This window comes from Candidatus Tisiphia endosymbiont of Nedyus quadrimaculatus (genome assembly GCF_964059235.1).
Classification (GTDB): domain Bacteria; phylum Pseudomonadota; class Alphaproteobacteria; order Rickettsiales; family Rickettsiaceae; genus Tisiphia.
In genome coordinates, this window is record NZ_OZ060452.1 from 107,969 (window position 1) to 122,677 (window position 14,709).

The window sequence follows — 14,709 nt, forward strand, 5'->3', positions numbered from 1 at the left end:
AAATGACCCACCTAAGAAGTGGGAAAAGTAGTACGTTATTAATCCATTATTATCAACCTATACTTCTATTATTTTCAGAATAAATAATAGGAGTATAAAATCAGAGATGTTAATAATGGAAAGTAAGAGAAAGATATTAGGACGTTATCGTCGTGGAGAAGGTATACGTTCAATAAGTAGAGAATTAAATATATCACGTAATACAGTTAGAAGTATCATTCGTACGCAAGGAGAGATTAAATCTGATTATATACGAATAATTCAACCTATACCTAAACTCGGGAAATATATTGAGAGTCTTGAGAGGATGTTGCGGGATAATAAGAATTCAAAGCCTAAAAAAACAGGGAAAGCTTTATTTGAGGAGTTAAAGATTTATGGGTATCAAGGCAGTTACTCTGCTGTTAGTCGTTATATTAACACTTGGAATGATAGAAATTTTGAGATTAATATAAAAGCTTGCGTACCTTTATCCTTTGCTCCTGGGGAAGCTTACCAATTTGACTGGAGTAGTGAGCAAGTAATATTAGCTGGAGAAATAATAAATGTTAAAGTAGCTCACTTTGTTTTGTGTTATAGCCGTAAAAAATTTATCTATATTTATCCTACTGAAGCTCAAGAGATGGTATTTGATGCACATGTTAGAGCCTTTACTTTTTTTGGTGGTAGTCCAACTAAAGGGATTTATGATAATATGAAGACTGCTGTCAGTAAGGTTTTAAAAGGCTCTAATAATAGAGAATGGAATCCAAAGTTTGAAAAGCTCTGCGCACATTATCTCATTGAACCGATAGCATGTTCTCCAGCTCGAGGTAATGAAAAAGGTAGGGTTGAGCGACAAGTACAGATTGACCGGGAACAGTTCTTTACTCCTATGCCAAAAGCTTTAACCTTGCAAGAATTAAACGATATATTAACCAGCAGATTAGTTACTTATAATAGCTCTCATAAACACCCCGAATATAAAGATAAGACTATAGATGAAGCATATCAACTAGAACGTAATTTTTTAGTATCCGTGCCTGTATTATTTAACGGTTGCAAAGAAATAGATATCAAGGTTTCTATTACTTGTTTGGCTAGATATGAAAGCAATAATTATAGCGTTCACTGTAGTTGTGCTGGGAAAATAGTACAATGTAAGATATATGCTGAACATCTAGTATTTATTTATAATGGTCAAGAGGTAGGTCGTCATAAACGGAAATTTACTAAGGGAGAAACTTGTTATGACGTCAATCATTATCTGCCAATATTAAGGTATAAACCCGGAGCATTAAGAAATGGTGAACCATTCCTTAATATGAATTTACCAGAAGAGCTCATAGAAGTTAGAAGACGTCTTGAGAGCAGCCCAGCAGGTACAAGAGATTTTGCTCATATATTATCGTATATAGCAATGGAATCCATAGAAGCAGTAGTATCAGCATGCACCCAAGCACTAAAAATAGGAACTGTTAGTAAGGAGGTAATTTTAAATATTATATTACGTAATAAAGATGAGTTAAAAGTAACAGAGCCAAGTAATTACCAAGAATATCATACTTTAAAACATATCCCGAAAGCTAATTGTGAGATATACGATAATTTTCTCAAGTTAGGAGGTAAGTAATGAACAATGTATATCAAGAATCTACTAGAGAAGATATTATAAATGTTATGAGAAAGCTAAAATTTACAGGGATGCTTGAGTCTTATGATGAAATTATATCTGATGCCATAAGGCGTAAAGAAGCCTCGAATTATATTTTACATAATTTATTAAAATCTGAACTAACAACACGAACTCTTAGGTCTATTCAAAGTAGGATTAGCGCAGCAAAGTTTCCTGAGAAAAAAGATATAGATAATTTCATATTTATCGATACCCCAATAAACCAAGAACAAATTATGCATCTATATAGTTGCGAGTTTATTAAAACATCTAGAAATATAATCCTAGTTGGTGGTACTGGTAGCGGTAAAACTCACCTAGCTATTGCATTAAGTACAAAAGCAGTACGAAAAGGTTATAAATCAAGATTTTTTAATCTTGTAGATCTTGCTAATCAATTAGAATATGAAAAGAACTCTGCTCAGGTAGGAAAACTAGCAGCTTCCTTGCAAAAAATAGATGTACTAGTCCTAGATGAGCTTGGTTATCTACCATTTTCTAAGAATGGCGGTCAACTTATCTTTCATCTATTATCTAAAATACATTCCAACACTTCAATTATTATTACTACTAATCTTATATTCTCAGAATGGTCACAAATATTTGGTTGTAATAAAATGACTTCAGCGCTACTTGATAGAGTTTGTCATAATTGTGATATCATTGAAACGGGAAATGAAAGTTATCGTATGAAAAAAAAACAATAGTTCTAGACTTATGTGGGTCATTTTTCAACGCTTATTGACACCGTTGAACTTATATAAAATAATTATAGAAATATAAACGATTCAATGCTATAAGTGACTCATAATATAATCATATTATGACTTGGAGAGGTGGCCGAGAGGCTGAAGGCGACGGTTTGCTAAACCGTTATACGGGTTAACCGTATCGAGGGTTCGAATCCCTCTCTCTCCGCCAAATGGGACAATTGGTTAATTTTGCTAGTTCTGTAAAGGGGAAAGCCAAGGTATACTCTAGGTTTGAACCATTAAGATTTAGGTTCGCAAACATAAAATTTAGTAATTCCCGTTTTTCAGCTATCGTCGAATCTCTAAAAGTTTCATAGGCGTTTGTAGTAATACTTATCAGGTCTACAAGCTTTTTTGATAATTTGTCATCTACCTTGTCATAACTTTTAATCAGTTCACTTAATTCATATTGCCTATCTCTTAATTGTGTTTTCTTACGCAAAAATTCTTCCCTAGTTAAAACCCCTTCTGTAACTAAGTCTACAATCGAGTCAAGTTTATTTTGAATTTGGGTATGTTCTTGCTTTAATGCACCAACTTCACGATTAAATTCATGTGCCTTTCCGTGATTAACATTCATAAGATGTTAAAAAGCGTGCAATAATGACCCACTAAATGGGTTAATGTGCGTTGAAAAATGACCCACCTAAGAAGTGGGAAAAGTAGTACGTTATTAATCCATTATTATCAACCTATACTTCTATTATTTTCAGAATAAATAATAGGAGTATAAAATCAGAGATGTTAATAATGGAAAGTAAGAGAAAGATATTAGGACGTTATCGTCGTGGAGAAGGTATACGTTCAATAAGTAGAGAATTAAATATATCACGTAATACAGTTAGAAGTATCATTCGTACGCAAGGAGAGATTAAATCTGATTATATACGAATAATTCAACCTATACCTAAACTCGGGAAATATATTGAGAGTCTTGAGAGGATGTTGCGGGATAATAAGAATTCAAAGCCTAAAAAAACAGGGAAAGCTTTATTTGAGGAGTTAAAGATTTATGGGTATCAAGGCAGTTACTCTGCTGTTAGTCGTTATATTAACACTTGGAATGATAGAAATTTTGAGATTAATATAAAAGCTTGCGTACCTTTATCCTTTGCTCCTGGGGAAGCTTACCAATTTGACTGGAGTAGTGAGCAAGTAATATTAGCTGGAGAAATAATAAATGTTAAAGTAGCTCACTTTGTTTTGTGTTATAGCCGTAAAAAATTTATCTATATTTATCCTACTGAAGCTCAAGAGATGGTATTTGATGCACATGTTAGAGCCTTTACTTTTTTTGGTGGTAGTCCAACTAAAGGGATTTATGATAATATGAAGACTGCTGTCAGTAAGGTTTTAAAAGGCTCTAATAATAGAGAATGGAATCCAAAGTTTGAAAAGCTCTGCGCACATTATCTCATTGAACCGATAGCATGTTCTCCAGCTCGAGGTAATGAAAAAGGTAGGGTTGAGCGACAAGTACAGATTGACCGGGAACAGTTCTTTACTCCTATGCCAAAAGCTTTAACCTTGCAAGAATTAAACGATATATTAACCAGCAGATTAGTTACTTATAATAGCTCTCATAAACACCCCGAATATAAAGATAAGACTATAGATGAAGCATATCAACTAGAACGTAATTTTTTAGTATCCGTGCCTGTATTATTTAACGGTTGCAAAGAAATAGATATCAAGGTTTCTATTACTTGTTTGGCTAGATATGAAAGCAATAATTATAGCGTTCACTGTAGTTGTGCTGGGAAAATAGTACAATGTAAGATATATGCTGAACATCTAGTATTTATTTATAATGGTCAAGAGGTAGGTCGTCATAAACGGAAATTTACTAAGGGAGAAACTTGTTATGACGTCAATCATTATCTGCCAATATTAAGGTATAAACCCGGAGCATTAAGAAATGGTGAACCATTCCTTAATATGAATTTACCAGAAGAGCTCATAGAAGTTAGAAGACGTCTTGAGAGCAGCCCAGCAGGTACAAGAGATTTTGCTCATATATTATCGTATATAGCAATGGAATCCATAGAAGCAGTAGTATCAGCATGCACCCAAGCACTAAAAATAGGAACTGTTAGTAAGGAGGTAATTTTAAATATTATATTACGTAATAAAGATGAGTTAAAAGTAACAGAGCCAAGTAATTACCAAGAATATCATACTTTAAAACATATCCCGAAAGCTAATTGTGAGATATACGATAATTTTCTCAAGTTAGGAGGTAAGTAATGAACAATGTATATCAAGAATCTACTAGAGAAGATATTATAAATGTTATGAGAAAGCTAAAATTTACAGGGATGCTTGAGTCTTATGATGAAATTATATCTGATGCCATAAGGCGTAAAGAAGCCTCGAATTATATTTTACATAATTTATTAAAATCTGAACTAACAACACGAACTCTTAGGTCTATTCAAAGTAGGATTAGCGCAGCAAAGTTTCCTGAGAAAAAAGATATAGATAATTTCATATTTATCGATACCCCAATAAACCAAGAACAAATTATGCATCTATATAGTTGCGAGTTTATTAAAACATCTAGAAATATAATCCTAGTTGGTGGTACTGGTAGCGGTAAAACTCACCTAGCTATTGCATTAAGTACAAAAGCAGTACGAAAAGGTTATAAATCAAGATTTTTTAATCTTGTAGATCTTGCTAATCAATTAGAATATGAAAAGAACTCTGCTCAGGTAGGAAAACTAGCAGCTTCCTTGCAAAAAATAGATGTACTAGTCCTAGATGAGCTTGGTTATCTACCATTTTCTAAGAATGGCGGTCAACTTATCTTTCATCTATTATCTAAAATACATTCCAACACTTCAATTATTATTACTACTAATCTTATATTCTCAGAATGGTCACAAATATTTGGTTGTAATAAAATGACTTCAGCGCTACTTGATAGAGTTTGTCATAATTGTGATATCATTGAAACGGGAAATGAAAGTTATCGTATGAAAAAAAAACAATAGTTCTAGACTTATGTGGGTCATTTTTCAACGCTTATTGACACCACTATAAACAACCTTTTAAAAACTCCTTAAAAAAATATTAAAAATATTAATTTTTTGGAGATATTGTTACTTATTTAGGGGGGCAATTTTCATTACAATTTTTCCCTTAAAGGGGTCAATAGCTGATTACAATTTACAAATAATAAGCCGATAGCCCCTTTTGTGTTTAATGGAACTTGTAATACAGAACTATTTAATAATTGGGTTGAGAAGTTTTTAATTAAAGAATTAAAAGCAGGACAGGTTGTAGTACTAGATAATGCTAGTTTCCATAAATCAAAGAAGACGAAAGAATTAATAGAATCAGTAGGTTGTAAGGTTATTTTTTTACCCCCATATTCACCAGACTTAAATCCAATAGAAAAATTTTGGGCTAATATGAAAAAATGGATTAAAAATAAGATAACAGAAACTAGTAAATTATTCGAAGCTATTTCTATGTTCTTTGTCACCTAATTCAATGTATTTTAGTATATTGTTGACATTCCAAGGAACATAATGAGAACCATAAAATCTCTTATAGTTTCTTCTACTATCTTTCTAGCTTTTTCAGGTGATTTAGCCCCGAGTGTTTGTAAGTTATGAATTTGGTCAAAAATTTTAATAAGTGCCACATCATATTTTTTTTGTTGAAATAATAAATTTAGTGTTTCCGTTGAGCTAATTTTGCCATGAGACTTAACCCTAGTCAGACCTTCTACTTGACTAGCAACCTTGCTGCCAAAGATGTAAGCAATCATCTTTTCGGTCAGTTCCGTATCTTCAAGGGTGTCGTGTAGTAATGCGGTAACAATCATGTCGGTTCTAAACAATCGTGGAATTTCTAGGGCTGTGTACTGGGCAACCATATAAGCTACTTCAATTGGATGAGAATAATAAGGCTCACCGGATTGTCTCATTTGGCTGCCATGATATTTTTTAGTATAGTAGATGCCTTTTTTGACTTCATCAATGTCTATTGGTTGTTTTATTTTTGTATTTAGCAAAATTAATTCATTAAGCAACCTCTCAGCATATGCACAAGACTGGTATCTTGAATTATCCCAATAGTTAATATCTTCCATAAGAAACCATAATATTTTAATTATAAAGTTATTTTAAACTAAAATTTTGACTATTTAAAGCATTTACTACTTTTTATTTTTAGAAAGATGCATATTTTCTAATCCTGTTGTATAAATTACAGATTTATGAGATAATGCAACCAATTCTAGATGAAGATTTATTAGTCTTTCTAGGTACATGGTTTATAGTAGTTGTGGTTGGTTTATTATGACTTGGCAGATTCTTTGTTAATTCTAATGCTTTGGACTTTAAATCTTTTTCTTTAGAAGTAGCTTTAGCACTTTTCTCAATAAAACAACTCTGTATTGACTTGCCTGATGGTAGCTTGATGGCGTGGTTGAACTTAGTTAGTTGCTCATTAAATACCTTTACATCCACTCCCTCAACTGGCAGCTGATCACGAGTTTGTTGTACTAATTTTACTAGTGCATCGATTTTAGGTTGCATAGATTTAGCAATTATTGGTTTATTTTCAGGTTTGACCTTATCAGCACAGTCTTGAGGTGTAAGTTGTAATGCTGCACCATACATGAGATCTCTCATATAAGGATCTTTCTTTACACCAACACCTTGTCTAAAACATTTAAACAAGGAGAGAGGAGCTTTTTCACTACCTAAAGTTAATGCAAACCAAAATTCCATAGCAGCCATTTTCCAACTTGCATCTATTTTTCTTTGTGCTTCATCCATATCCTCCATATCAGCGGCTAAGCCATAATAATACTCTCCCCAACGGTGATGATGTTCAGACGTGAGTTTATTTTGTGATGTTGATTTTGCCATAATACTACCTATTATTTATCTTTAAATCTTTTAATTCTGCTATAATAACCTCAATTCGATGTAAGACATCGTTTTAACAGTTTCGATGTCATCAGGCTGGGATCTAGATTCCCGCCTACGCGGGAATGACATTAACTCTAGTAGGGGTGACATCACCCCTAATGACGATGATTACTTGAGCCTACTATTAATTTATTACATCACGCGAATTCGGGATAAGAATTTGCCAATTCTTATACCAAATTCGGTAAAATTATAGAAACAATCAGATTTGAGACGGCTCTGCATCTGATTGTTAAATTAATATTTTGCTAAAAACATGATTTTAATCTTTTAAAACCATGTTTTTAGCTTTAGAAAGGTTTAAAATGCATTCGTAAAACCGCTTTAAGAATGCATTTTTCCTTATACTAAAGCCAATTCGGGATAAGAATTAACTAATTCTTATCCCGAATTGGGATACATCGATACTTGAGGTTATAATATTATTAATCTCTTCCACCTCTACCTTTGCTAGGATCTTTAGTATTTGGGTTATTAAGATTTATAGAATTCGTTCTTTGTAATTGAGTGTCCTTATTTTCTTTACCACTTAATATTCCCATATGTTTCTCTAACTTATAATCAGAAATTATTTGTTTTGTATCTAACTCTTGTTGAGATGCTAGAACGGCTAGGCTTTTTGACGATAATGCACTTTTAGCAGGTGGTAAAGTAATAAAAGTTTGGGGCTGTTTTTCCGTTGGAGTTAATTTTTTAGCCATTTCCTTTGGAGTAACATCGTATATCTTATGAAATACTTCTTCCCAAGATTGTGCTGTATATTCATTACATCTATTTTTCTCGGCTAACTCTTTATTAAGACAAATATTGTAAGCATGTTGTTTTATTTCTTGCTTGTATGCTTTGTACTGATCTATTTTCTTATTAACTAAATTACGGTAACCTTCATGATGTTTTTTCTGATTAGCCAACAAGACTCTTTCCGGGTGTTCCTCTGATAAATGCTTAACTTGTTCTTCACATTCCTCAATTTTCTTTATTTCATTAGAGTGATGTTCTCGTTCTATTTTAGCTAGCTTTTTAGTTAGCCGCATGTGTTTACTACGAGCGTTTTCTTCTTTTATTTGTTCAGGTGTTTTGCTGAATTTCTGCTTTTCTTCCTCAGTAAGTTGCCGACCTGCTTTTATAGCTTCAAAAATTTCGTGTAAACTTTCATTATCTTTCCTTTGTCTATTAAGAGAATCATCATAAAAAGAATCAAAAGCTTTATAAATGCCTTGAACTTTATGCTCTCTATCAATTTCTTCTTGTTCTTTTGCTACTCTTATGCCCTCATTGAAATCTACAACTTGGATTTGCTCAGTTGTTTCACAATAAAGAGTTTTACTTACTGCAGTTGCTATTAATTCCAGTACTCCAATATCTATCCCTAACTGACTAGCCATTAAAGCTAAACTACCAGCATCAGATATAATCAAAGCTAATTGCGTTCTTGAAGTAGCATTACGTACCCTCCCCTCAAGTTTTTCATATTCTTTTTTAATGAAATCCCTCTTAGGAGCATCATTATCTAAATCATTGGTCATTTTATACTTCACTTATATTTCACCATGTTAGGGTTTGATTAACTACTTATAATTATTAAAACTAATACTAAACTATTAGTCAAGCATTCTTAAATTGTAACCATTATTAATTTCTACTATTTTTTTATCTATAACTCGATAATCAAGTTTTTATTGAGTTATATAATTCAGGACAGTTTAAAAGTGATGAAAAGAAGCTGAGAAGATGTCATAATTCTCAGCAACGGCATCACCTAGTCTTCGGATATCACCCCTGCGTAGGCAGGGGTCTAAAAATGTATAACATCCTTCTTGGTTATTTTTTTTAGATACCAGCTTTCGCTGGGATGACATAAACTGCCATGAATTGTAACCTTCAGAAAAAAACTTGATTATCGAGTATAAAAACAATATCCAATAATTCACCAACATGGGATATGTGGATGATGGCCAATAACTCTCTGATCTCCGTTGATATTTTAGCAACATCTCCATTATTTATAAGCACTATGAATAGCAGCAACACCTAAAGTAAGATTCTTATAACTAACATCAGTAAAGCCTACATCCTTTAGCATAATTGCAAAACTCTCCTGATCTGGGAATACATTAATACTTTCCACCAAATATTGATAAGCTGATTCGTTGTTTGCTATAATTTTACCAATCTTAGGAATAATATTAAACGAATAAAACTGGTATAATTGCTTCAGACAATCGTATTCCACTTTAGAAAATTCTAAACATAAAAATTTACCCCTAGGCTTTAGTACTCGATATGCTTCTTTTAGGGCATTGTCAATTTTTGCCACATTCCTAATACCAAATGCTATAGTATAATAATCAAAACTATTATCAGGAAAAGGTAAGTTTTCTGCATCAGCAACGACATACTCTAATCCCTGTAATATATTACTATCAATAGCTTTGTGACGTGCTACCTCCAGCATATCATGATTTATATCACACATCGTCAGCTGCACTAATACATTTTTTGCCGATGCTCGCTTTATTATTTTAAAAGCTATATCACCTGTACCACTTGCCACATCCAATATATTTGATTTTAAATTGGGGATTTGCCTAACAAATTCATCTTTCCATAAACGATGTATTCCTAAACTCATGAAGTCATTCATTACATCATATTTATTAGCAACACTAGAAAAGATATCTTTAACTAAATCTCTTTTCTGATCAAAGCTCACTTTTGAGAAGCCAAAATTTACTTGATCAGATTGGTTATCATTATTTTGCATATTACTACTTAGTGCTAAGTTGTTTATGTGTTATATTATGATATATAATGAATTATTAATACTATTAAAATGTAAAAATGCCAGAACTTCCTGAGGTTGAAACATTAAAACGTTGCCTAGAACAGCGAATAATAGGGGCTACCATCAATAAACTCGATAAGAGACGAGATGATATACGCTATAAACTAAGCGATCAGTTAGAGTCAAATGTAGAGTCAGCAAGAATTGTAGCTTTAAGGCGTAGGGCAAAATATTTGCTAATAGATTTGGATAATTATTATTCCATTATTGTACATCTTGGCATGACTGGTAGGCTGACGCTACAACCTAGTGATTATAAGCTACAAACGCATGATCATGTGGTTATATCTTTGACAAGTTGCGAGAAATTAGTTTTTAATGATCCACGACGTTTCGGGATGATTTATAGTATGCCAACAAACCTCGTCCTAGAAAAATTTTTACTAAATTTAGGTGTAGAACCTTTGTCAAATGATATGTCTGATGAGTATCTAAAAACAAAATTATTGAATCGCTCTGTTCCGATAAAAAATTTATTAATGGATCATCGGATTATTGTCGGTGTTGGTAATATATATGCTTCTGAAAGCCTTTTTATTGCTAAAATACACCCAAGCAGACTGGGGAGTAGTTTGTCAAACAAGGAAATAAGTAATTTGGTATTAGCCATTAAAAATGTTTTAACAAAGGCAATATCAGCAGGAGGTACTACTCTCAAAGATTTTGTTAGCGGTGATAGTAAACCTGGTTACTTCCAACAAGAATTGCAGGTCTATGCACGAGAAAATCAAAAATGCCTAAATTGCGAGGGAATAATAAGGAAAATAAAACAATCCGGCAGAACTAGTTTCTATTGTTTTATTTGTCAAGAATGAGAGGTATTAAAGGATTAGTACCGTTTAAGGTTGACAATTAAATTGTCACATAGTTATTGAATATATTTGTAATATTGTGGTTAATTGCATTATAATGAGGTTTATGTATAACAACTTTACTTTTATTGACTTATTTGCTGGGATTGGTGGTGTAAGAAGATCATTTGAGGCTGTTGGTGGTAACTGCGTTTACACTAGCGAGATTGATGCATCGGCATTAAAAACATATAGAGCTAATTTTAGCTGTGATCATAAGATTGATGGTGATATAACACAGGTACACGAACAAAATGTACCCCCTCACGATATTTTATGTGCAGGATTCCCGTGTCAACCATTTAGTATAGCTGGGGTTTCAAAGCGTTGCTCTTTAGGAATTCCACACGGTTTTTTATGCAATACTCAGGGAACTCTCTTCTTTGATGTTGCAAGAATTATTAGCTACCATAAACCAAAAATTGTCTTTTTAGAAAATGTAAAAAATTTATTATCACACGATAAAGGTAAGACATTTGCAATTATTAAAAAAACACTCAGAGATTTAGGTTATGCTGTTTCTGAAAGGGTTATTGATGCACGGTATTACGTACCACAACACAGGGAAAGGCTTTTTATAGTAGCAAATAGGATAGATGCAAAAATAAATTTACATAAAATAGATTTGCCCAATACAAAACATATAATTAAAACAATATTTCATTGCCAAAATAATTCAAACAAGGATGACATTACTAATGGCTATGTCGAAAAAAATGGTAAAATTAATAAGAAATATACCCTTACGGACAAACTATGGCAATATCTACAAGATTACGCAAAGAAACACCGTGCAAAGGGCAATGGTTTTGGTTTTAGTCTTTGCATGGATGATGACATTAGCAGAACTCTGTCAGCAAGATATTATAAAGATGGGGCTGAAATATTAATACATCAAGAAAACTCAAATCCTAGAAGATTAACTCCTAGGGAATGTGCAAGATTGATGGGGTTTTCAGATGATTTTAAAATTGTTGTTAGTGACACGCAAGCATACAAACAGTTTGGTAATTCTGTGGTAATTCCAGTTGTTAAGGAAGTTGCAGAATATATAACAAAATTTCTATAATTCATGAGAACTAACGTGCTATATTCTGGATTATTATCAGACTATTTTGAAATAGTAGCATTTAAAACATTAAGTAAAGTTGATACGATATTTGGTTCTAATCAACATGAATTTAATGGTGACCGTGCATTAAAAGAACTGTTTCGTTTGTGCAATAATACTACACTCGAAAAGAAGCAAATATACTCTACTTTTATTTACTTAAACGAAGATGAATCACAAAATATCTTGCAATATGCCTTCCTGACTTGGTACGATGCTAGAGCAAAGAGTCATGATAAAACTGGTAGGAGTGAGTATCGACTATATTACCAAACAAACGATGCTACAAAACGAATGAAGAAAGGTGATTTCTTGGCTATTGCAAGAAAAAATGATGTATTTCATATAATTATAGCACAGCATAACAGCACTGCAGAAAAACAAATTATGTGGCTCTTTGGAGTTGAAAAAATAGAAGATACTAATAAATTTCAGATTAAGAAAATTCAAAATACGAATAATAAAGTTACCTTTGCATCACGATTTATTTTGGATATTTTAGGCATAAAAGTCCAAGAATTGAATGAAAATTACTTAGACATAATGCAGAAAAGATTTGATAATAAAATACCAAGCACGAGTGAACTTTCGCAATTCACACTAGAGTTAATGCAAAAAGAAATTGACCCAATTGAAGAGCCGGATGTTGCAATTGTGAGATTATTTGAAAAGGAAGAGGTTCTATACAAAACTCTTGAGAGGGTCAAGATAGTTCATAAATTACAAAATGGCTTTATTGAAAATAAAAATGTTGATGTTGACAGCTTCTTACAATTTTCATTATCTATACAAAATGCAAGAAAATCTCGAGCTGGTAAAGCTCTTGAGAATCATTTATCTTTTATTTTTAATGCAAACAAGGTGATGTATACACACAGCGGAATAACAGAAAATAAGTCAAAACCAGATTTTATTTTTCCAAATATTGCCAAATATCATGATATACATTTTACAGATACTGGTTTATCAATGCTGGCAAGTAAAACAACTTGTAAAGATAGATGGAGACAAATCTTGTCTGAAGCAAAACGAATCAAGAAGAAGCATTTATTTACTTTAGAGCCAAGTATTTCAGAAAATCAAACACAAGAAATGAAGTCAAATGATTTAACGTTAGTTTTACCGAATGAAATAAAGGCAACTTATACAATAAATCAACAACAAGATATTATGAATTTAAAAGATTTTCTACTGCTTGTTAGAACAAGACAAAATAAATATATTAACCTCAACTATCGATGTAATTAAATTAATAGTAGGCTCAAGTAATCATCGCGGCTCTGTCCAAAAAACTGTGTAAATTCGAAAAAATAGGTCATTAAATTTTGTTAAGCCTATCCTCAAATTTAACCATCAAATGAGCCATAGCTTCATTCCAGTTTGGAATGGGCATAGTCCATTTTTTGGTCATATAGTCAATTGTCAAATATAAACTTTTAAAAACAGCATTATCATTAGGAAAAACCCGCTTATTATTTGTTACTTTACGCAATTGACTATTGACAGATTCAACTGAATTAGTTGTATAAATTACCTTTCTAATTGACTCAGGATACCCTAGAAAAATCATTAGATTGTCCCAATTATTATACCATGATTTGGCAATTTGTGGATATTGTTTATTCCATTTTTCTTCAAAAGATACTAAAGCTAAATGGGCTTGTTCTTCCGTTACTGCAGTATATATCGGCTTTAAATCGCTAGACAGTTGCTTCCTATCTTTATACGACACATATTTTAAACTATTTCTAATCTGATGTACAATACACAATTGATGTTCTGTTTTTGGATAAACTGCTTCTATTGCCTCAGACATACCAGTAAGATTATCGCTACAGGCAATCAGTATATCTTTTAGCCCTCTATTTTTCATTTCGGTAAAATTACCGAGCCAAAATTTTGCCCCTTCATTTTCACTGATCCATAATCCCAATATATCTTTTTTACCAGATAAATCAATTCCTAATGCAACATATACTGCCTTATTGATTATCCTTTTATCTTGCCTGACTTTTACTACTAAACAATCAAAAAATACTATCGGATATATCTCTTCTAATGGTCGACTCTGCCAAGCTTTAACCTCATCCATTACATCATCAGTAATTTGGCTGATTAAGCCTTCACTTATTTCAACACTGTATAACTCCTGTAACTGAATCTTAATATCAGATATACTCATGCCTTTAGCATATAATGATAGTACTTTATCGTCAAAACCATCAAAACGTTTCTGGCGTTTTGGTAGTATTGCGGGTTCAAAGGTATTATGCCTATCCCTTGGTACTTCTATTTCTACAGCTCCATGTTCGGAGATCAGTTTTTTGCTAGTTATACCATTACGAGCATTATCATTATCTGCACAACTGTATTTATCATAGCCTAGATGATTATTCATTTCTGACTGCAGTGCCTTCTCTATTAAACGTTTGGTCAATTCTTTTAATAAACCTCCTTCTTTCAGTATTGTACTTACATCTGTATCATTATCTATTAATAAATCTACTGCTTGCTTTATTGATTCATTAGTTTTTTTATTCATGTAAT

15 protein-coding genes and 1 tRNA gene are annotated in these 14,709 nt (G+C 32.3%); 9 read left to right on the forward strand and 7 right to left on the reverse strand.

What is annotated here, in order from left to right:
* Positions 1-115: 115 nt before the first annotated feature.
* The 3 genes from istA (AB3211_RS00510) (at position 116) to AB3211_RS00520 (ending at position 2,575) form a co-directional block, all read left to right on the forward strand.
* A complete protein-coding gene (istA, locus tag AB3211_RS00510; protein ID WP_367363704.1) occupies positions 116-1,612 on the forward strand; it encodes an IS21 family transposase in 1,497 nt (498 codons plus the stop codon).
* Complete coding sequence (istB, locus tag AB3211_RS00515) at positions 1,612-2,361, forward strand: IS21-like element helper ATPase IstB (protein ID WP_367363705.1); 750 nt, start codon at positions 1,612-1,614, stop codon at positions 2,359-2,361. Before istA (AB3211_RS00510) ends, istB (AB3211_RS00515) begins: the two co-directional genes overlap by 1 nt.
* A 123-nt stretch (positions 2,362-2,484) precedes the next feature.
* Positions 2,485-2,575, forward strand: a tRNA-Ser gene (locus AB3211_RS00520).
* Here AB3211_RS00520 and AB3211_RS00525 read toward each other — a convergent pair.
* Entirely contained in the window at positions 2,537-2,986 is a 450-nt protein-coding gene (locus AB3211_RS00525) for a hypothetical protein (RefSeq protein WP_367364305.1), read from the reverse strand. The genes AB3211_RS00520 and AB3211_RS00525 overlap by 39 nt on opposite strands.
* A 170-nt stretch (positions 2,987-3,156) precedes the next feature.
* Between AB3211_RS00525 and istA (AB3211_RS00530) the strand changes: the two genes are divergently transcribed.
* The 3 genes from istA (AB3211_RS00530) to AB3211_RS00540 all read left to right on the forward strand — a co-directional run bounded on the left by istA (AB3211_RS00530) (position 3,157) and on the right by AB3211_RS00540 (position 5,900).
* A complete protein-coding gene (gene istA, locus AB3211_RS00530; RefSeq protein ID WP_367363704.1) occupies positions 3,157-4,653 on the forward strand; it encodes an IS21 family transposase in 1,497 nt (498 codons plus the stop codon).
* Entirely contained in the window at positions 4,653-5,402 is a 750-nt protein-coding gene (gene istB, locus AB3211_RS00535; protein WP_367363705.1) for an IS21-like element helper ATPase IstB, read from the forward strand. The genes istA (AB3211_RS00530) and istB (AB3211_RS00535) overlap by 1 nt, the downstream gene beginning before the upstream one ends.
* Positions 5,403-5,606: 204 nt before the next feature.
* Complete coding sequence (locus AB3211_RS00540) at positions 5,607-5,900, forward strand: transposase (RefSeq protein ID WP_367364306.1); 294 nt, start codon at positions 5,607-5,609, stop codon at positions 5,898-5,900.
* An 11-nt stretch (positions 5,901-5,911) separates the two neighbouring features.
* Here AB3211_RS00540 and AB3211_RS00545 read toward each other — a convergent pair whose 3' ends face one another.
* The 5 genes from AB3211_RS00545 to ubiE form a co-directional block, all read right to left on the reverse strand.
* On the reverse strand, positions 5,912-6,508 hold the full coding sequence (locus AB3211_RS00545; RefSeq protein ID WP_367364307.1) for an HD domain-containing protein: 597 nt from the start codon (positions 6,506-6,508) through the stop codon (positions 5,912-5,914).
* A 124-nt stretch (positions 6,509-6,632) separates the two neighbouring features.
* Complete coding sequence (locus AB3211_RS00550) at positions 6,633-7,292, reverse strand: hypothetical protein (protein WP_367364308.1); 660 nt, start codon at positions 7,290-7,292, stop codon at positions 6,633-6,635.
* 488 nt (positions 7,293-7,780) lie between these two features.
* Entirely contained in the window at positions 7,781-8,881 is a 1,101-nt protein-coding gene (locus tag AB3211_RS00555; protein WP_367364309.1) for a hypothetical protein, read from the reverse strand.
* Positions 8,882-9,058: 177 nt separating this feature from the next.
* Complete coding sequence (locus tag AB3211_RS00560) at positions 9,059-9,292, reverse strand: hypothetical protein (RefSeq protein WP_367364310.1); 234 nt, start codon at positions 9,290-9,292, stop codon at positions 9,059-9,061.
* Between the two features lie 62 nt (positions 9,293-9,354).
* Positions 9,355-10,119 (reverse strand): bifunctional demethylmenaquinone methyltransferase/2-methoxy-6-polyprenyl-1,4-benzoquinol methylase UbiE, encoded by a 765-nt coding sequence (ubiE, locus tag AB3211_RS00565; RefSeq protein WP_367364311.1) that lies wholly within the window; start codon positions 10,117-10,119, stop codon positions 9,355-9,357.
* Positions 10,120-10,196: 77 nt separating this feature from the next.
* On the opposite strand from ubiE, the gene mutM reads away from it, so the two are divergent.
* From mutM to AB3211_RS00580, 3 genes are all read left to right on the forward strand, one after another.
* Complete coding sequence (gene mutM, locus AB3211_RS00570; RefSeq protein ID WP_367364312.1) at positions 10,197-11,015, forward strand: bifunctional DNA-formamidopyrimidine glycosylase/DNA-(apurinic or apyrimidinic site) lyase; 819 nt, start codon at positions 10,197-10,199, stop codon at positions 11,013-11,015.
* 103 nt (positions 11,016-11,118) lie between these two features.
* Positions 11,119-12,120 (forward strand): DNA (cytosine-5-)-methyltransferase, encoded by a 1,002-nt coding sequence (dcm, locus tag AB3211_RS00575; RefSeq protein ID WP_367364313.1) that lies wholly within the window; start codon positions 11,119-11,121, stop codon positions 12,118-12,120.
* 3 nt (positions 12,121-12,123) lie between these two features.
* Positions 12,124-13,410: a type II restriction endonuclease gene (locus tag AB3211_RS00580; RefSeq protein ID WP_367364314.1), complete on the forward strand. Its 1,287-nt coding sequence runs from the start codon at positions 12,124-12,126 to the stop codon at positions 13,408-13,410.
* A 70-nt stretch (positions 13,411-13,480) separates the two neighbouring features.
* On the opposite strand, the gene AB3211_RS00585 is transcribed toward AB3211_RS00580, so the two are convergent.
* Positions 13,481-14,704 carry an IS256 family transposase gene (locus tag AB3211_RS00585; RefSeq protein ID WP_367363661.1) on the reverse strand — a complete coding sequence of 408 codons (1,224 nt, stop codon included), beginning with the start codon at positions 14,702-14,704 and terminating at the stop codon, positions 13,481-13,483.
* Positions 14,705-14,709 lie beyond the last annotated feature (5 nt).